We start from the raw sequence: 17,194 nt of genomic DNA on the forward strand, positions 1-17,194 counted from the left end.
GTCAGGCGCTGGGCGAGCCGCCGGCGGGGATGAACCGGAGCGGCAAGGCGACGGGGCCGCGGATCGTGAAGACGCGGTTATAGCGGATCTCCCCCGGGACGCGCTCGATCCGCTGGAACCGCGCGATCACGGCCTCCATCGTCGCCCGGGCCTCCAGGCGGGCCAGCGCCGCGCCGATACAGAAGTGAATGCCGTGGCCGAAAGGTAGAGCTCCCTGGGCGCCACGGTGCAAATCGAAACGATCCGGATCCTTGAACCGCTTTTCGTCCCGGTTGGCCGAGGCCAGGACCGGGAACAGCAGCGCTCCGCGCGGCACGGTCACCCCGGAGATCGCGACCTCGGTGGTCGTCATCCGGGGGACCATGTGGATCGGGCCATCGAAGCGGATCATCTCCTCGACGAAGAGCGGGATCAGGGCCGGGTCGGCGCGCAGCCGCTGCATCATGTCGGGGTGATCCGCGAGGAACAGCAGCGAGTTGCCGAGGAGATGCGTCGTCGTTTCCAGCCCGGCGATCAGGAGGAGGAAGAGGAACTCGATGATCTCGGTGTCCGTCAACCGCTGCCCGTCGACCTCGGCGCGCACCAGATCGCTCACCGGATCGTCCGTGGGCGCGCGGCGCCGCTCCTCGATGACCGCCGTCATGTACCTTGTCAGCTCCGCGATGGTCGTCCGGACGCGCCGGGGTTGCTCCGGGTCGAGGGGCTCGGGCATGATGCCGGCGATATCGTCGGACCACCGCCTGAAATCGGCGCGCAGCGCGTGATCGAAGCCGAGGATCTCGCCGATGGCGAACGCCGGCAGCGGGTTCGCGAGCGCCTCGACGAAGTCGACCTCGCCCACGAGGCCGTCCGCGAGCTCCGCGGCGACGGCGTGGAGGCGCGGGGCCATCCGCGCGACGGTGGCTGCCCCGAACGCGCGATGGATCAGGCCGCGCAGACGCGTGTGCGACGGCGGGTCCTGGGCAAGCATCGAGTTGCCGAGCGGGTTGTATCCCACCCAGGGCGGCTCCAGGGCCGCCTTGAAGCCCTCGGAGGAGAAGACTTCCGGGGTCTTCAGGATGAAGAGCACGTCATCATACCGGGTCGCGAGCCACATCCCGCCGGGCTCGACCTGGCAGACCGGGCTCGCGCGTCGCATCTCGGCGTAAACCGGGTACGGATTCGCGCGGAACTCCAGGGCCAGCAAATCAATCAGAGAATTCATCGGAGCTGCCTCCCGGCCGCCCGTCCAGCGCGGGGCGCTCGGGGCTGCCATCCGAAGAGCGGACATCTCGATCGGGGGGGAGCGCCGTATTGGTGTAATGCGCCGGGCCCCCCATTCAGATATGCCACGCGCTGCGCGTTCCAGGCAATAGATCATCGAGGCGAGCCGTGTCGTGTCTCCGCCGGGCGCCCCCCCGCGCGCGCCGGGGGGTGCGCAGGGCGGCGATGACGATCTCGCGGAAGCGGCGGGCGCCCTCGTCGAGGTGCGTCCGTTCGTGCCAGACGAGCTGCATGCGGAAGACCATCCCGGGCCCCGGCGGCTCGACGATGGCGAGCGGCGCGACCTGCGCGAGCGCCTCGGCCAGGCGGCGCGGCATGCCGGCGATGAGGTCGGTGCTCGCGGCAACGACGGCGGCGGCGAAGAAGGTCGGGACGGTGACGGCGATCTCGCGGCGCAGCCCGTGGGCCGCGAGCATCTCCTGGGCGGCCCGGTTGCCGATGCCGCCGCGCCCGAGCGCGACGTGGATGTCGATGTGGCGCATCGCGTTGAATCGCTCGCGCGTCAGCCGGCGGCGGGCGCACGGGTGATCGCGGTGGACGACGAAGACGCTGTCCTGCTCGAAGAGGTCTGCGGCGTGGTGGCCGGGCGGGAGCGGGTGCGCGGGCGCGATCGCCGTGTCGATCTCGCCGCCTCCGAGCCCGCCTGAGGCCTCGAGGTGATCGACGCTGACGACGCGGAGGGCCGCGCGCGGCATCTCCGCCGCGAACGACCGCGCGACGGCGGGCAGGCTGCAGATCTGGTCGACGTCCGAGCACGCGATCGCGAACGCGCGCGTGGTCGCCTTCGGGTCGAACGAGCGCTCGCCCTCGAGCGCCCCCGCGATCTCCCCGAAGGCCGCGCGGAGCCGCGGCGCTATCTCCAGCGCGCGGGGCGTCGGCGCGAGGCCGCGCCCGCTCCGCACGACCAGCGGATCGCCGAGGAGCGCGCGCAGCTTCGCGAGCGAGTTGCTCACCGCCGACGGCGTGACGCGCAGCCGCCGCGCCGCGCGCGCCGCGCTCCGCTCCTCGAGCACCGCGTGGAGGACGAGCAGCAGATTGAGGTCGATCGCCGATAGGTTCACTGTCAGTGACGATTATCATCACGGATCATCACTGGCAATGAGCTCTGGTCGCACCCATGCTGGCCCGGACAACGAGACATCGAGACATCGAGACATCGAGAGGAGGTTTCGGGATGACACAGCGGGATGTGCGGCGCGCGATCGTCATCGGCGGGGGCATCGCGGGCCCGGTGCTCGGGATGTTCCTGCGGCGGATCGGCGTGGAGGTGACGATCTTCGAGGCGCGGGAGGCGCCGGCGGAGCAGGAGGGCGCCTTCCTGGGCATCGCGCCGAACGGGATGAACGTGCTCGCCGATCTGGGCGTCGCGGAGGCGGTGCAGGCGCGGGGCGCGCCCTTCGTGGGGATGCGGTTCGAGAACGCGCGCGGCCGGCGCATCGGCGAGATCGACCAGCGCGAGGCGGCGCGGCGGTTCGGGGCGGGGCTCGTGATGATCCGGCGCGGCGCGCTGCACGCGGCGCTCGCGGAGGAGGCGGTCCGGCGCGGCGTGGCGATCCGGTACGGGATGCGGCTCACCGACGTCGACAGGTCGGATCCGCGCCAGGTCGTGGCGCGGTTCGGCGAGGGCGGCGGGGGCGGCGAGGCGCGCGGGGACGTGCTCATCGGGTGCGACGGGTTCCGCTCGCGCACGCGGGCGTGCGCGGTGCCCGACGCGCCGGCGCCGGGGTACACGGGGCTCATCGATTTCGGCGGGTTTGCGCGCTGTCCCGGCGCGCCGAACGAGCCGGGATGGAGCGTGATGGTGTTCGGCCGGCGCGCGTTCTTCGGGGCGTTCGCGGCGCCGGACGGCGAGATCTGGTGGTTCCACAACGGCGGGGAGCCCGAGCCGGGGAGGGGCGCCGCGCCGGGGCAGCTCCGCGAGCGCATCCTGGCGCTGCACGAGGGCGATCCGGGCTGGATCGCCGACGTGGTGCGCGCGACGCCGGAGGTGCTCGGGCCGTGGCCGCTCCACGACATCCTCACGATGCCGCGCTGGCACGAAGGCCGGGTGTGCCTGATCGGCGACGCGGCGCACGCGACCACGCCGCACGCCGGTCAGGGCGCCTCGCTGGCCATGGAAGACGGGATGCTCCTCGCGAGGTGCCTCCGCGACGAGCCCGACCCGGAGCAGGCGTTCGCGGCCTTCGAGCGAGCGCGGCGGCCGCGCGTCGAGGCGATCGTCCGACAGGCACGGCGGATGGGCAACCGGAAGGCGGTGGCGGGCCCGGTGGCTGAGTGGTTCCGCGACAGAGCGCTGCCGCTGTTCCTGCGGCTCGGCGCGGCGGCGCAGGCGCGCGCGTATGCGTACCGGATCGACTGGGAGGCGCGGGCGGCGTAGCGGCAGGTGTGGGGTGGATGCGGAGGTGGCGCGCAGTCGCATTGAGGCGGGCGGCGGCGCCGGCGGGCGGAGTGCCTCTGCCGTGCGCTCTAGGGGAATCGACCGCGCAGGGCCTCTTCGCGTCGAATCGCGACGACGAGAGGCCTATTCATCTGGAGCAGCGCGACGGTGGCGCGGCCGGTGGGGGTCTTGCCAGCGATCAGGAGCTCGCTCGTGACGTCGAAGTGGTCCTCCCAGCGAGCCCAGCGAGGATGGAAGAGGCTCGCGGGGGCGCCCGTGACCGGATCCGCGCCATGGGTCCGCGCTCCCTTGCGAAGCGAGCAGGATACACAGGCGAACGCGAGGTTCTCGAGGGCAGTCAGGCCACCTTCTTGTCGCGGCTGGATGTGATCAACATGAAACGTGGCCTCCTGGCCGACCTGGGATAGGCGGCAGTATTCGCACCGATCGGCAGCTCGCTCGCGGACGCGGCGCTGGAGCGCTGCGGGGACGCTGTCGCGGTTCATCGCGCCGGCGTGGGCTCCTGCCGCGATGCGCGGAGTCGCAGCAGGCTGAGCAGCTCGGCGAGATCGACGAGCCCCTCGGCTTCGATGGCCTCATCCGCGGATAGCTGCTCTCCGCGATCTTGCTTGTCCAGGAGCGCCTGGAGTCGTCGATCGACCCCCGCCGGAAGGCGGAGCTGGGCGAGATCGGAAGGGAGCTCCACGTCGATGTGAACCGTTGCCGGTGTAGCCATGGTCGAACTCCTCGGAGAACCTAGCAGGTACGAGGTCGGCGACCAGCCGGAGAGAGAGAGGCGGGGACGAAGGTGCGAGCCGGGGGGCCTGCTGAGCCGTTCGTGGTGGCGGTGGAGAGCCCCCTCCGTCCGGCAGCCGAGCCGCCGCGACGTGCCTCCCGAGGAGCGACGCGGCATCGCGGAGCGACGCGGACACACCCGCCCGGAAGAGGGGCGCCGCCGCGCGCTCGAGTCGCTCGGCGTCGAGGCCTCCGACCTGCGCGACTTCCTCGGCCGCGTCCGCGCCGCGCGCCTGCCGCCGGGAGGCACGGTGGAGGCCAAGGACGTGTTGCTCAGCCTGCTCCCGGCGCGCGGCAAGAGCGAGGTGGAGCGGGCGTACCGGGATCTCCGCCAGCCGCGCGGCGAGCGTCCTACCGCCGGCGAGCGCCGCCGTGGCTCAATCCGGACGCGCTCGCCCCCGTACGTCGAGGCAGTCGTCCGACAGGCGCGGTGGATGGGCAACCGGAAGGCGGTCGCAGGGCCGGTGGTCGGGTGGCTCCGCGACAGAGCGCTGCCGCTGTTCCTGCGGCTCGGCGCGGCGGCGCAGGCGCGCGCGTATGCGTACCGGATCGACTGGGAGGCGCGGGCGGCGTAGCCCGGCGGTGGAGGGGCGGGAGCGGTCCTGCGTGCGCGCGACGCGCGTCAGTGGCTGACGGTGAGGGCGACGCCCGGGTCCGAATCGTTGTACACGTAAACGTCGACTCCCCAGTACCAGCGACGGAAGCAGGTTTGGGAATGCGGATAGACGCCAACGTACCGGCCGAAGTAGTCCACGAATGCTCTCCCGAGCGAGCCGGTATTGTTCACGATGCAGATCGAGTTTTCGCCCCAAAAATCAGTTCCGCAGCGGACGTCATGCCCCGTATTGATCGTCGTACCGCACGCGAACGTCAAGGCATCGCTCGCGGCGCCGATCTGCTCGCCATCCGCAGACGTCAGAGGCTCCCGCGGCTGCGCCGCACCCGACGCCGAGAACGCCTTCAGATCCCCGTAGAGCGCGTTCGCCAGCGCGACGGCGCGCGCGGAGCCATCGCCATTGACGGCTCCGTCGGCCGTCAAGGTGAGCGTTTCGCGAGACTCCTGCGTGTCGACCTCCACGAGCAACCTGGCGCCTCGCTCGAGGCTCTCGGGCTGGATCGTGAGGGTCGCGACCGGCTCCTCGGCGTCGTCCAGCCCGACGAAGGTCCGCGCGTCGCCGGTGCCGGAGACCGACCAGGAAGCGATGCGAAGCGCGTCGTGCGTGCTCGCCGACGCACGAACGGAGAGCGGGGAATCGGCGGTCGTCGACTCGTCGATCTGCAGCTCGGTCGAGGACGGCGCTGCGCAGGCGATCATGAGGCTTGAGAGAGCGGGCAGGACATAGAGCAAGCGCGTTTTCATGAGCAACTCCTTCATACATAACGATGCGCGCGATGGGAGGCTCGCTGCCTTCAGCCATCCTCGTCGGCGCGGGGGGGGTTCAGCAACCGAGACGCCGATTGCAGATCTCGCGAGGCCGCGCCGCGGCGGGGCTCCGGAGAGTGCGAACCGACGTGTATGGGGCGCCCACCGCGATGAGGCTCGACGCCCGGGACGGCGCCCGGAGGCAAAAAATCAATCGTTACGGGCAGTTGTTGAATGCAAAAAAGAAACTCTGTCGTCCTCGGCGCAGGTCCGTCGCCTCATTGGGATCGTCATGCGGACCCCTGACACCAGCCCGCTTGAAGCGCTGTCGCCCCTCGCGTACCTTGCCGAGCGCATGGCGGGCAGGCGGGCGGTAGAGGGCGGCGAACGACCCGGGGATTCGCTCCACGCAGCGCTCGACCGGGGCGACCACCGCGCAGCGCTCCGCGCGCTCATGGCGGAGCACGGCGCGGCCGTGTACGGCTACTGCACGCGCGTGCTCGGCGACGCCACCCTCGGCGCCGACGTTCACCAGCAGGTGTTCGAGGAGGCATACCGCGACCTCGGCAAGCTCCTGCGCCCGGAGCACGCCCGGTCGTGGCTCTTCGGGATCGCGAACCACCGGTGCCTGGACGCCATCAAGGCGCGACGCCGCCGGGAGAAGCGCTTCGTCGGCGACGACGAGGGCCTCGCCGACGTCGCAGACGAGCCGCGGGACCTGGCCGAGCGCGTCGACGCGGCGGCGGTCGCGAACGCCCTCTCCGCGTGCCTCCGCGAGCTCTCGGCCGAGTCGAGGATGGCCGTGCTCCTCCGGTTCCAGGAGGGGATGACCTACGAGGACATGGGCCGCATGTGCCGCGAGAAATCGACGACGCTGCAAGCGCGGGTGACGCGCGCGCTGCCGCTCCTGCGCCGTTGCCTCGAAGGGAAGGGCATCGAGCCATGAGCCGGCCGGGCTGCGACCGATCCGAGCAAGAACGGGTCGCCCGATGGGACGACAGAGCGCCTCCGGACGCCCATGAGCGCGGGTGCGACGAATGCCAGCAGGCCCGCGCTCGCTACGATCGCATTGCCGAGATGTTCGTGAAGCTGCCCGTGCTCGCTCCTCCCGCGGGGTGGGAGGAGCGCGTGCTCGCTCGCGTCGAGCGCGTCGATCGCGTCAATCCCCCAGCTGCACCCGCGAGGCGCCTCCCGGCGCGCTGGACGTGGGCGCTCGCGGCCGCGTTCCTCCTGGTCGCCGCGGTGGTGATCCTGCGGCGGCCGCCCGAGGAGCGGCTCGCGCTGCGCCAGGAGGTGATCCCGGCGGCGTCGGGCCGTCGCGCCGACTCGGCGGTCGTCGGCGACCGCCTCGAGCTGCGAGCTTCTCCCGGCGGCGCCGCGCACGTGGAGCTCCGCGTCTACAGGGGAGAGCGGGAGCTCGTGCTGCGGTGTCCGGGGGACCGTCGGTGTCGCGCCGCAGGCGGGGCGATCGAGGCGGATCTGACGCTCACGTCGAGGGGGAGCTACCGCGCGCTGGTGCTCGCGGCGGACGCGCCGCTGGCGGCGCCGGGAGGGTCGCTCGACGAGGACGCCCGAGCGGCCCGCGCGCTCGGCGGGCGCGTGGAAGTGGGCCCGGCGGTCGACGTGGAGTGAGCCGCGATCCGCGGGTGCGGATCACGTGCGCCAGGACGGACGCGGAGCGAGCCGCGATCAAGGCGAGAGGTCGTACACGTTGTTCATGTCGAATGGCGCGTCCGGCGCGCCGGGCCTGCTCCCTGGAGGCGGTGGAGGCGGGGGGTCCTCTGCGTGCTGGGCGATGCCGCCAAGGGAAGGCGAGAAGGTGATGCCGTTCCCGGGCAACTGGGATTGGCCGGCCCCCTTCAGGCCGTCGAGCATCTTTTGATCGATGATGACGTCCGAAAAGTACATCTCGTAGACACAGCTGGCGCTCAAATCGAGGGTTCCGCCGCCCTGCTTGATCTTGAGAGGCGGCTTGGAGATCGCATTTCCATGTGGATCGACGCCGCGGATGGCCACCTGAACCCACTGCTGGCCTGCGGTGAAACTCAGCTTCGTGGCCTGCGGCGACCGTGGCATGATGTAGTATCGTGCATAGCTCATGTTCGTCTCCTGCCAATTCGTGTGGCGCGCGGGGCGGCGTTTGCCTCCACGATCTGTAATGCGCGTACCGCCAATGATAGGACGTCGGATCACGCGTGCGGCCAAGATCTCGGCGCGCTCACCTCGGAAGGCGCCGCAGGCGGCGCAGGATCGACGGGGGCCGCCGGGCTCACCGAAAAATGAAGCGATTCCGGGCCCTTGATAAGATTGTGAAGGCCGCGGTGTCGTGCTCCGCCCAGGTCCGTCGCCTCATCACTCACGCGATGGGGCCGCAGCGCTGTACGCCACGAACGAGGCCCAGCGCCGGGGAGGGACCGAACGCGCCATCTCGCGCTGCGCGGCCGCGAGGGCGCGCACGGGATCGTCGGTCACCCCATTGCGGTAGAGGCGCGTCACCACCGCGCGCGCGTCGGCGTCGTCCACCGAGCCGAGCGTCGCAATGACGGCGCCGCTGCCGTTGGCCAGGAACGCCGCGGCGAGCGAGCCCCACATCTCCTCGTGGCGCGTCGACGCCGAAGAGCAGCTCGCGAGCACCACCACGTCGGCGCGGACCTTCGACGCGAGCACGTCGCGCGCGGTCCAACGCCCGTCGTGGAGGCGCAGCCACGCCCCCCCGGCGTCGATCCCGGCGTGCGTGGCCACGTGGAGCACGCGGCGCGACGGCGGCGCCAGGAGCCGCTCGTGCGTCGCCTCGGCCAGGGTGAGCGGCGCGACGCCGAGGATGCGCCCGACCAGCGCCGCCTCCTCGCGCGCAGCCGGGAGGGTGCCGTCGGCGTCTGCGAGCACGAGCGCCCCCTCGGACGGGGCGGATACCGCGCTCACCGCGAGCGCGCGCACGCTGGGCGCGAGCGCGACGGGGCGCTCGTCCACGAGCCGGCGAGACCCACGCCGGAGCGCCGCGTAGGGAACGGAAAGGAAGCTCCCGGTCGGAACGACGTACAGGAGATCGTCGCCCGCCGTGACGCGCTCGGGGATCAGGAGCTCCCCGAGCTCCCCGGCGGCCTCGTCGTCGTCGGGATCGGCCGCAAGCCGCTCCGCGAGCGCTCGCGCTGGCGCCGCGTCGCCGTGGTCGGCGAACGCGAACTCCCCGTCCCGGCCGCGGTGCACGACCCATAGTCTGCCCTGCGCCTCGACGTGCACCAGGATCTCGCGCTCGCCGAGGCGCGTTCCGAGCTCGGATTGCGCCGCCTCCTTGCGGAGCCCGCGCCAGAGCGCGCGGATCGCGTCCGCGTGCGCGGGCGCATCGAAAGCGGCGCCCTCCGCGCGCACGAGGGAGTCGAGGAACGAGCGCGCGGTGAACGCCTCGAGCGCCTCGATCGCCTCCGGTGTCCGGCCGGCACGGGCGAGCATGGCGAAGAGCGCTTCGTAGGGCGCGCGCCGGCGCTGCAACACCCACGGCTGGAGCTCCGTCAGGTCGACCGCATCGCGCATGCGCTCGACGACAGCAATGGACGCACGGTACGCGCGCTCCGCCCCCGCCGTGTCGCCTGTGCGCGCGGCGATCCGGCCGCGCTGATACGCGATGTCCCACGCCCATTCGTCGCTCCCGGCCACCGCCGCAGCCTCGTCGAGGAGGCTCGCCGCCTCGACGAACGCACCGCGATCGGACTCGAGCAGCGCGCGGTTGTAGAGGTAGGACACATCGCGGGGCGCAGACAGCTCCGCGATGTGTGCTAGCCCCGCAATGGCGTCCCCTTCGAGGTGGGCCGTGTAGGCAAGGTTCAGGCGCGCGGCGACCTCGATCTCGTGGAGCCCTGTCTCGCGCGAGAACGCGAGCGCCTCCTCGAAAGCCTGCCGCGCGAGCGAGAGCCGGCCGGCGGCCCGGTGAAGCATCCCCATTTTCAGCCGGACGTACACGAGATCCCCGGGGGTGGCCGCGAGCGCCGCGTCGGCCTCGCGGAACGCGCCCTCGGCGCCCCGCGCGTCGCCGAGCGCTCGCAGCACGTCGCCGCGCATCAGCGCGACGTACCCGATCATGCGCGCGTCGTGGCCTGCCTCCGCGTCGCGCATCGAGGCGTCGAGCTCCGCGAGCGCTTCGCGGTAGCGAGCCTTCCGCCAGTGCGATCCCGCGAGGGCGTAGGCGGCCCGCGCGGCCTTGGGCGACTCGCCCCGCGCGCGGAAGAGGGCGAGCGCCTCCCCAAGCGCCGCGCGCGCAGGCGCCTCGTCCCCCCGGCGATCGAGGACGAGCCCCGCGATCAGCAGCGCTTCGGCGCGCATCTCTCCGGCCTCGGCAAGCCGCGCGAGCGCCAGCGCCCCGTCGTCGTCGCCAAGGCTCATCTTCGCCCTCGCCAGGGCGAGGCCGTAGCTCGGCCGCGGATCACGCGCGTAGCTCGCCTGACACACGACCAGCGCCTCGCGCCAGTCGCCCCGCTTTTCGGCCTCATGACAGCGTGACGGCGATCCGAAGCCCGCGTCGTCGGAGACGGCGAGGGTGAGGCTCGCCAGCGCCAGACAGGTCAGCGTCGACGCAAGCTTCACCCGATGGATTCTACGCCGGTCCGGTTGGCGGCCAAGAAATACCGTGGACGACGCCGTTCCTCGCGTCCCCGCGAAACCTACGAGCGGAAGCTACTGGACCCGCTGCCTATTTCAGACGAAGCGCCGTGAGGCGGTGTCCAGGAGGCAGGATGAGCACGCCGGGAGGCGCCGAAGCGCCGAACCAGAGCTGCGAGCTTCCGTTGCGGTGCCCCTTGATCCGGATCTTCGTGTTGGCAGCCACGGTGATGACGCTCGACGTCGTCGCCGCGACCTCGGTGCAGTACTGGTTCACGCCATCGCATGACTCCGCCCCGCTGGACGCCACGGTCGACTGCCGCGGGCTCCTCGTCTGCGGGAACTCGACTCCGTTGCTGTCGTCCCAGAGGCTGATCTGCACGGCATCCGGGGCGACGGTCGTCGACAGCGTCGCGAACCCCTCGACGCGCCACGTCCCCGGCGTCAGATCGAGGCTGACGCCCTGATAGACGACGTCCTGATTGAACGCGGCGTTCTCCGTCGCTTCGCTCTCGGCGACGAGGTAGGTGGGGAGCTTCTCGACGGCCGCGAGGCGCGTGTCGATCGCGCTAAAATTACCATTCAGTTCGGTCGCCTCGAGCGTGTCACCATCCTTCCACGAGCGGAGGGGCGGCCCGGCGTACGTCACGGCGGCGAGGCCGAGAACGAGCGACGCGATCACTCCACCTGCGAGGATCCGCTTCTGCCGCGCGCCGGGGACGATCATCATGCCATCGAGCTTCATCGTATACCTTCCTTCCTCACTGCAACTGACAGCCAATCTCTGAAGAGCCCAGCACGCATAGGTCGGGGGCCTGCCCCCCGGTCCCACTCGTGGAGCTCCCACCGCTCCCACCGCTCCCGCTCGCGGTGCTCCCGCCCGTCTCGCCGCCTCCTTCCTGCCCTGCGTCGCGGAATACGCGCCCACAGACGCCGCAGGCGGTCGAGAGCACGAGTGATAGGTACGCCCCCACTGCGACCCAATGAAACTTCCTCTTCATGACTCCAAGCCTCCTCGTGACAGCCATCGTGAATGTGCTCAACGGACGCTGTTCGCAGGCGCACATACCCCTTCGAGCGTGCACGGCTGCCCCTTCGAGCAGTCCTTGTCCGCGACACAGGCCGACGCGACACACCGCCCCTTCGGGCACACCAGCCCTCCCTCACAGTCGAGGCGAGATCGACAGGCGCGCTCCTCCGGCGCGCCGCTGGCGAGGGAGACAGGTGCAGGCTCCGGCGCGTGGGGGACGTCGACGGACGCGCGCGTGAAGCGGACCTCGTCCTTGCCGGCCGTGAGGGCCACGATGAGCCCCACGAGCCCCACGCCGCCTCCCACGATGCCCGCGATACCGCCTGCGAGCTGCCCGTCCGCGTCCGCGTCGCGGGTCACGGCGAGCGCGGTGCTCCCGGCGACGACGCCGCTGAGCACCGCGATCCATCCGACGCTCGCTTGCGCGCGGCGCTGCTGCTTCAGCTCGGCCCGCGAAGGCTCGCCCGGCATCACGACGGGCACGGCGTAGCTGCGCGGCCCCGAGACCAGGACGGTGGCAGAGCCCGAGGGCACCTGCATTGCGCAGGGGAGAGCACAGCGCTGCTCTGCGCGCCCCGGGCCAGACACCTTCACCTGGTAGGGGCTCGAGTCGTCCGGTAGGCTGAAGGCGACCGGGACCGCCGACCCCACCGGTACCTGAGGCGGCAGCTCGAACGAGCACCCGAGCATGAAGAACAGCGGCGCTGCGCCGAGGGGCCATCCGTGCTGCCCTGTCCGAAGTTCACACATGTGTCCGATCCTTTCCGCGAGGTCCGGTCGTGAGGCGCGCGGCGCGACGTCGGCGCGACGAGATCACGCTGTCCGGTGACGAGAAAGGCGGGTTTTGTGGGCGTTCCTCGCGAAAGAAAAAATCCCGGTCGTGCTCGGCACCGGTCCGTCGCCTCATCCAGATCGCCGTGCAGACCGCCGCCACCCGCCCGCTGGAAACGCCCTTGCCCCTCGCGTACTCTGCCGCACGCGTGACGGTGAGGGGCGCGGCGGCCGGCGGCGCCGCGCACGTCGAGCTGCGGGGCCATCGAGGAGAGCGGGAGATCGTCCTGCCGCGTCCGGGAGACACACGGTGTCGCGCCTCGGAGGGCGGCGTCGAGGCGGAGATCACGCCGGAGACGGAGGGGGCTATCGCGCGCTGCTGCTCGCGGCAGACGCCGCTCCCGGCTCCGAAGGGCTCACCCGACGACGACGCGCGGGCGGCTCACGCGCTCGGAAGGCGCCTGTCAGTCCTTGTCGTCGGACTGGGCGACATTGTCCGGCACCCCGAGGGCGACCGGGCCCATCCCCTTGCCCTTGAAGCGGTTGTGCCAGAGGCTCTGACCGGTGAGCGAGAAACATTCGATCTCGCCCTGCTTGCCGACGAAGAGCCGGTCTCCTTCCAGCAGGAGCGTGGCGCGACCGCCCACGGCGGTCTTTGCCTCCCAGAGCAGCTCGCCCGTCGGGTAACGCAAGCAGGTGATGCTGCTGAACGTCGCCGCGTAGATCGCCGTCGGCGTGACCAGGAGCGCGGTGGACGAGTGCACCATCCCGTCCTGCTTGTGCTCCCAGAGCACGCGCCCGGTGACCGGATCCACGCCGAAGATCTGATCCAGGAACGCCGCCACCAACACCGGCTTCGCTGCGAACGTCCGGTACTCGCTCATTCGTCGCCTCCCTTCCTGAACGAACGCAGCGTAGCATCAGCGCGGCGTCGGCGCGGAAAGGTGTGAGCGCGCGCGGCGTCGCGCCGGGTGCACGACGAAGACGCCATCCGGCGAGAGAGCAAGACGGCGAGAGACAGGAAACTCAGCGGGGGCTCGCGGTCGAGGTTCCGACCCGTGCCCGGATGCCGGCGAGGCGCGCTCATGATCCCCCTGGGATGTCGAGCGCGGGAGAGCGGAGTCCCAGCTCAGCGGCATGCCAATCTCCTCTCGTCGAGTCCCGGGCGCCTCGCTGAAAAGAAGGAGCAGTCCTGCGTCGTGAAGTATACAACGAGCGACATCCGCGGCGGGGAGGGCGTCGGAGCGTGATCGATCTACCTCGACAACCGTGCCTCGTGGTATTCCCTGACCGATCGATGGCATCCATGCCGATCCCAAGGTCGCCCCCGAGATGATGCCTTCGTGGCTCTGGAGATGGCCGGTCTCGGACTTCGGCCAGCGAATCTACATCGTGCGCGCGAGCGACGCGCCCGGCGATCCCTCCGGCCTGCACCTCGAGCCGGTGCCTCGCCTGTTTGCCTCGTCCGCCATCGATGCGCGGCGGAGCGAGGACCTCCCCGTCCTCCAGGAGATCTACTGCGAGCTCACCTTCTGCGGCCGGTCGAGCCTGCACCAGCAGGACCAGCGGGAGCTTCGCGATCGCATCACCGCCCGGGTGCGCCAGGCGCTGAAGCACGGAGAGCTCGTCGCATTTCGCGATGTCCGCGTCTCGACGTCCGCCGCGCCCCGGGGCCCGGAAGCTCGCGCGCCGCGCGACGCACCGGCGGCGTCACGGCCTCGCGAGGCGGGGTCGGCGCTCTCGTTCTACGAGATCGTCCTGCTCGACGAGCTCGAGACCCCGATCGCCGGCGTGGGCCTGCGGGTGAGCACGCCCGCCGGGGACGTCGTGCGCCCGACGGACGCCAGCGGGCGCGTGCGCGTCGATGGCGTGCCGGCGGGCTGGGGGAGCGCCGTGATCGCCGACGCCGGTGAGCTCGCCAGGGCGCTCGGCGGCCGGGAGCGTGGCCCGCGCCGGACCGCGCCGCTGCCCCAGGGGGATGCGTGGCACGCCCGCGTCCCGAGCCGCATCGGCGACGCCGTGATCCTCCCGGACGCCGAGCCCCAGACGCTCCTGCTCGTGACGCGCACCGACCTCGTCCACGTCACCCAGGCCTCCCCGTGGCCCGCGCTGTCCCTGGCCGACGAGGCCGGGCCGTGGCAGCTCACCCGCGTTGAGGAGCGCGCGATGCTCGCGCTCCACTCCTCCGCGACGGGCGCCCAGGCCGTCCTGCAGGGCGTCGCGCCCGAGCCCCCGCCAGCGCCGCCGCGGCCGGTCGCCCTGCCGCCGATCGACGCCAGGCTGTGGGTCGCGCCCGACGTCTACGTGGTCCAGAGCGGCGACACGCTGGTGCGGATCGCGGCTCGCTACCTCGGGGACGGCGCCCGCTGGCGGGAGATCTGGGCGCTCAACCAGGAGCGCTACGCAGGGCGCTCACCCGACGTGATCTTCCCCGGCGACACGCTCGTGATGCCACCCGAGGCGGTCCCGGCGTGGGTCGCCCTGCCGGCCAGCCCTGCGCCCCCGCCGGACGCGGCGGCGCCCGCCGCGCCGGCGCCGCCCGAGTGGTTCCGCGCGGCGGTCGACGCGCTCCACGATGCGCTGTTCCAGCAGCGGCTGGACCCGGTATGGCGCTTCCTCGAGAGCATCCCGCTCGACCTGCCCGCGCCGAGCCTCGACGCGTCTCCGCCATTCGTCGAGGAGCTCGTCTACCGGTCGACGATGGTCGAGCTGGCCTTCGAGGGGAAGGTGGACCCCGTGTTCCAGGAGACGAAGCAGGTCTAATGCTGAAGCTCAGGGTCACCTGGCCGAACGCGGGGCACGCGCTCCTGCCCGAGTCGGGCGCAGACGTGCGCCTCGAGGCCGGCGGCGCGCCGCTGCCGCTCGCGTCCACGTCCGCGGGCGTGCGCGAGTTCGACATTCCCGACGGGACGGCGCGGGTCGTCCTCAAGGCCACGTTCACGGTCTCGTTCGGCGCGGTCGGAGGCGCGGGCCCTATGAGCCATCCCGTGCTCCAGGTCGAGCAGCCCTATGACGTCGTCGCGGGGGGAACGATGCTCGAGGCGGCGAGCATCCCGGCCTACGTCAAGAGCCACCCGCTCGTGGACACGAAGGTGATGGCCAACGTGCACGGCGCCGCGCTGGCGCAGATCCGGACGGAGTTCGTGAACATCACGCCGTTCTGGATGGCGTACGCCGACTTCGCGTCCGAGTACGTCGCTGATCACCAGCCGGGCGATCCCGAGCTCGTCGCCCTCGGCTACACCGGCGGCAAGCCGCTCATCTGGTTTGCCACCGTCCCCGCGGCGTGCGCCGCGCCGCCGGCCCCCGGGGTCGGCTGCCTCGTGTTCTTCCGGCCCACGAGCTACGATTATACTCGCGTCGACGAGGCCCATCACTCGATGTTCGGGCTCAACCGCTATCTGCTCAAGCCCGTGGACGATCTGTTCGCGGATGTCTGGCGGCTCGATAGGTTCCGCCCCGACCCCGCCGCGGACAACAATCCCTTCGTGCATCTGCGGGCTGGCTTCGAGGATGCTCTCTCCCGGAGCCAGAAGGCCGTGATCATCCTTCACCCCTGGCCGAGCGGCTCCGACTTCGGCGCCGCGACCGGCGCCTCCCTGCCGGCGCTCGCGAGCGGTGCGCTCCGGTTGCTGTGGGCCGAGCAACGCCTCGCGAGGAGCCGTGGTGCGATCCACCTCGGCCGCCTCGGCGTTGCGGGTTACAGCGCCGGCGGGCTGGCCATGTGGGCCGCCCTCGCCAGCAACCGGCAGCGCGTCTCGGAGGTGTACGCGTTCGATGCGCGGGGCACGCCCGCGAATGCACCCGCCGCGATCCAGTGGTTCAACGCGCGGAGCGACACGGTGCTGCGGATGACCGGGGGCTATCAGCTCGCGGCGAACGACGGGATCCGGATCAGCATCGAGAAGCTCGCGGGCGGCCCCGTGCCGCGGGTCACCGCTACGCCGCCGGACAGGAGGGCCTACGAGGCCGGCAGCAACCCCCTCTGGGATCATGTGATCTCCGCGTACCCGCAGTTGCGCGAGAGGGCGGACTGCTGGCATCAATTCGCGGTCTTTGGCGGCTACGTCGCCATGCCCGGCCCCTTCGCCCTGACCTTTCTGCAACAGTTCTTGCAGGACTCTCCGTTTTGAAGCGCGCCCTCGTCCCGCTCGTCGTCGCAGCGCTCGCGGCAGCCCTGGCCGCAGGTCAGCCAGGTTGTCATCGAGAGCGGAAGTCCCAGGGCGACGCGTCGCCGGGCGTGCTGGGCTCGTCCATCACCACCGCGAGCGCGCCCGCGGTGTCGGCCTCGCCCGCCGGAGGGGCCTCCGCTGGCGTGGCTGGCCTGGTCGATCTCGATGTCGCGCGCCCCGGCGTCACCGGGGCGTCGCGCGCGGGAGCGGCGCCGTCGTCGACCGCTGGTGCGGGGGCAGCATCGCCTGCTCCTGGGATGATCCCCGACCCGAGCGCGCCGGCTCGCGGGCCGTTCGACCAGGATGCCTGGCTGGCCTCCCGTGGCGCCGCGTGGCGGCCCGATGCCTCGTGCTGGTCGACCCTCGCCACGAGCCCGCCTCGCCGCATCAACATGTGCTCATGCCACAAGACGCTAAGGCTCGCCGAGATCGAGCTGATGGCGTGCTCGCGCGGGCGCGAGCAGGAATCCTCGGCGGTGCCCTTCGTGACGCACACGGTGCTCTATGCATCGCGGGGCGGCGCGCTCCAGGCCGTGCTCGACGCACCCACCGGCGCGACGCTCGACGAGTGCGCGCCGGATACCGCGATCCCCTGCTCCGTCGCGCTCGACCTCCGCGTCGAGGGGGACGCGGTCCGACTCGAGGAACCGGCTGGGGCGACCCCCGCATGCGACCACCCGTGGATCGCATCGAACAAGCCCCTTCCGGGCGCCACCGACGGGAACAGCGCCTCAAGGCAGCGCATTCGCGCCACCTACCGGCGTATCTGCAGCTCCCGCGGCCGGTACGTGTGGCAGCGCGGAGCGCTCCGCCGCGCGCCGTGACGCTGG

Annotated in this window: 17 protein-coding genes; 7 read left to right on the plus strand and 10 right to left on the minus strand. The window is 71.6% G+C overall.

The annotated features are described in order from the left end of the window. Nucleotide 1 precedes the first annotated feature (1 nt). A complete protein-coding gene (locus WME96_RS16745; RefSeq protein WP_437291115.1) occupies nucleotides 2-1,360 on the minus strand; it encodes a cytochrome P450 in 1,359 nt (452 codons plus the stop codon). Continuing rightward, nucleotides 1,320-2,324, minus strand: coding sequence for a LysR family transcriptional regulator (locus WME96_RS16750; RefSeq protein WP_437291116.1), 1,005 nt, complete (start codon nucleotides 2,322-2,324; stop codon nucleotides 1,320-1,322). Before WME96_RS16750 ends, WME96_RS16745 begins: the two co-directional genes overlap by 41 nt. Nucleotides 2,325-2,437: 113 nt before the next feature. On the opposite strand from WME96_RS16750, the gene WME96_RS16755 reads away from it, so the two are divergent. Next, nucleotides 2,438-3,640, plus strand: coding sequence for an FAD-dependent oxidoreductase (locus tag WME96_RS16755; protein WP_437291117.1), 1,203 nt, complete (start codon nucleotides 2,438-2,440; stop codon nucleotides 3,638-3,640). Between the two features lie 89 nt (nucleotides 3,641-3,729). Here WME96_RS16755 and WME96_RS16760 read toward each other — a convergent pair whose 3' ends face one another. Then, nucleotides 3,730-4,146, minus strand: coding sequence for an HNH endonuclease (locus WME96_RS16760; RefSeq protein WP_437291118.1), 417 nt, complete (start codon nucleotides 4,144-4,146; stop codon nucleotides 3,730-3,732). Next, nucleotides 4,143-4,376 carry a hypothetical protein gene (locus WME96_RS16765; RefSeq protein ID WP_437291119.1) on the minus strand — a complete coding sequence of 78 codons (234 nt, stop codon included), beginning with the start codon at nucleotides 4,374-4,376 and terminating at the stop codon, nucleotides 4,143-4,145. Before WME96_RS16765 ends, WME96_RS16760 begins: the two co-directional genes overlap by 4 nt. 151 nt (nucleotides 4,377-4,527) lie before the next feature. Here WME96_RS16765 and WME96_RS16770 point away from each other — a divergent pair, with 151 nt between their 5' ends. Then, nucleotides 4,528-5,010 carry a hypothetical protein gene (locus WME96_RS16770; protein ID WP_437291120.1) on the plus strand — a complete coding sequence of 161 codons (483 nt, stop codon included), beginning with the start codon at nucleotides 4,528-4,530 and terminating at the stop codon, nucleotides 5,008-5,010. A gap of 47 nt (nucleotides 5,011-5,057) precedes the next feature. On the opposite strand, the gene WME96_RS16775 is transcribed toward WME96_RS16770, so the two are convergent. Continuing rightward, on the minus strand, nucleotides 5,058-5,795 hold the full coding sequence (locus WME96_RS16775; protein ID WP_437291121.1) for a hypothetical protein: 738 nt from the start codon (nucleotides 5,793-5,795) through the stop codon (nucleotides 5,058-5,060). A gap of 295 nt (nucleotides 5,796-6,090) precedes the next feature. On the opposite strand from WME96_RS16775, the gene WME96_RS16780 reads away from it, so the two are divergent. Next, complete coding sequence (locus WME96_RS16780; protein ID WP_437291122.1) at nucleotides 6,091-6,744, plus strand: RNA polymerase sigma factor; 654 nt, start codon at nucleotides 6,091-6,093, stop codon at nucleotides 6,742-6,744. A gap of 131 nt (nucleotides 6,745-6,875) precedes the next feature. Further along, nucleotides 6,876-7,430: a hypothetical protein gene (locus tag WME96_RS16785; RefSeq protein WP_437291123.1), complete on the plus strand. Its 555-nt coding sequence runs from the start codon at nucleotides 6,876-6,878 to the stop codon at nucleotides 7,428-7,430. 57 nt (nucleotides 7,431-7,487) lie between these two features. Here the strand turns inward: WME96_RS16785 and WME96_RS16790 are convergent, their stop codons facing one another. From WME96_RS16790 to WME96_RS16810, 5 genes are all read right to left on the minus strand, one after another. Beyond that, the gene (locus WME96_RS16790; RefSeq protein ID WP_437291124.1) at nucleotides 7,488-7,898 is read right to left on the minus strand and encodes a hypothetical protein; all 411 of its coding nucleotides are present in this window, start codon (nucleotides 7,896-7,898) and stop codon (nucleotides 7,488-7,490) included. A 252-nt stretch (nucleotides 7,899-8,150) separates the two neighbouring features. Beyond that, nucleotides 8,151-10,376 carry a CHAT domain-containing protein gene (locus tag WME96_RS16795; RefSeq protein ID WP_437291125.1) on the minus strand — a complete coding sequence of 742 codons (2,226 nt, stop codon included), beginning with the start codon at nucleotides 10,374-10,376 and terminating at the stop codon, nucleotides 8,151-8,153. A 106-nt stretch (nucleotides 10,377-10,482) separates the two neighbouring features. Then, entirely contained in the window at nucleotides 10,483-11,136 is a 654-nt protein-coding gene (locus WME96_RS16800; RefSeq protein ID WP_437291126.1) for a hypothetical protein, read from the minus strand. Between the two features lie 294 nt (nucleotides 11,137-11,430). Continuing rightward, entirely contained in the window at nucleotides 11,431-12,171 is a 741-nt protein-coding gene (locus tag WME96_RS16805; RefSeq protein WP_437291127.1) for a hypothetical protein, read from the minus strand. Nucleotides 12,172-12,656: 485 nt separating this feature from the next. Then, the gene (locus WME96_RS16810; RefSeq protein WP_437291128.1) at nucleotides 12,657-13,076 is read right to left on the minus strand and encodes an outer membrane protein assembly factor BamB family protein; all 420 of its coding nucleotides are present in this window, start codon (nucleotides 13,074-13,076) and stop codon (nucleotides 12,657-12,659) included. Between the two features lie 448 nt (nucleotides 13,077-13,524). On the opposite strand from WME96_RS16810, the gene WME96_RS16815 reads away from it, so the two are divergent. From WME96_RS16815 to WME96_RS16825, 3 genes are read left to right on the plus strand one after another with little or no spacing between them, the layout of a single operon-like run. Then, nucleotides 13,525-14,955: a LysM peptidoglycan-binding domain-containing protein gene (locus WME96_RS16815; protein ID WP_437291129.1), complete on the plus strand. Its 1,431-nt coding sequence runs from the start codon at nucleotides 13,525-13,527 to the stop codon at nucleotides 14,953-14,955. Continuing rightward, nucleotides 14,955-16,325 (plus strand): hypothetical protein, encoded by a 1,371-nt coding sequence (locus WME96_RS16820; protein ID WP_437291130.1) that lies wholly within the window; start codon nucleotides 14,955-14,957, stop codon nucleotides 16,323-16,325. The genes WME96_RS16815 and WME96_RS16820 overlap by 1 nt, the downstream gene beginning before the upstream one ends. After that, entirely contained in the window at nucleotides 16,322-17,188 is an 867-nt protein-coding gene (locus tag WME96_RS16825) for a hypothetical protein (RefSeq protein WP_437291131.1), read from the plus strand. The genes WME96_RS16820 and WME96_RS16825 overlap by 4 nt, the downstream gene beginning before the upstream one ends. The last annotated feature ends 6 nt before the right edge of the window (nucleotides 17,189-17,194 follow it).

Origin of the sequence: Sorangium sp. So ce406 (genome assembly GCF_051474675.1) — a bacterium.
GTDB lineage: Bacteria > Myxococcota_A > Polyangia > Polyangiales > Polyangiaceae > Sorangium > Sorangium cellulosum_G.

Coding starts and splice junctions, on each gene's coding strand:
- WME96_RS16745 (WP_437291115.1), bottom strand. CDS start 1,360: ATGATCTATTGCCTGGAACGCGCAGCGCGTGGCATATCTGAATGGGGG.
- WME96_RS16755 (WP_437291117.1), top strand. CDS start 2,438: ATGACACAGCGGGATGTGCGGCGCGCGATCGTCATCGGCGGGGGCATC.
- WME96_RS16760 (WP_437291118.1), bottom strand. CDS start 4,146: ATGAACCGCGACAGCGTCCCCGCAGCGCTCCAGCGCCGCGTCCGCGAG.
- WME96_RS16765 (WP_437291119.1), bottom strand. CDS start 4,376: ATGGCTACACCGGCAACGGTTCACATCGACGTGGAGCTCCCTTCCGAT.
- WME96_RS16775 (WP_437291121.1), bottom strand. CDS start 5,795: ATGAAAACGCGCTTGCTCTATGTCCTGCCCGCTCTCTCAAGCCTCATG.
- WME96_RS16780 (WP_437291122.1), top strand. CDS start 6,091: ATGCGGACCCCTGACACCAGCCCGCTTGAAGCGCTGTCGCCCCTCGCG.
- WME96_RS16785 (WP_437291123.1), top strand. CDS start 6,876: ATGTTCGTGAAGCTGCCCGTGCTCGCTCCTCCCGCGGGGTGGGAGGAG.
- WME96_RS16790 (WP_437291124.1), bottom strand. CDS start 7,898: ATGAGCTATGCACGATACTACATCATGCCACGGTCGCCGCAGGCCACG.
- WME96_RS16800 (WP_437291126.1), bottom strand. CDS start 11,136: ATGAAGCTCGATGGCATGATGATCGTCCCCGGCGCGCGGCAGAAGCGG.
- WME96_RS16805 (WP_437291127.1), bottom strand. CDS start 12,171: ATGTGTGAACTTCGGACAGGGCAGCACGGATGGCCCCTCGGCGCAGCG.
- WME96_RS16810 (WP_437291128.1), bottom strand. CDS start 13,076: ATGAGCGAGTACCGGACGTTCGCAGCGAAGCCGGTGTTGGTGGCGGCG.
- WME96_RS16815 (WP_437291129.1), top strand. CDS start 13,525: ATGATGCCTTCGTGGCTCTGGAGATGGCCGGTCTCGGACTTCGGCCAG.
- WME96_RS16820 (WP_437291130.1), top strand. CDS start 14,955: ATGCTGAAGCTCAGGGTCACCTGGCCGAACGCGGGGCACGCGCTCCTG.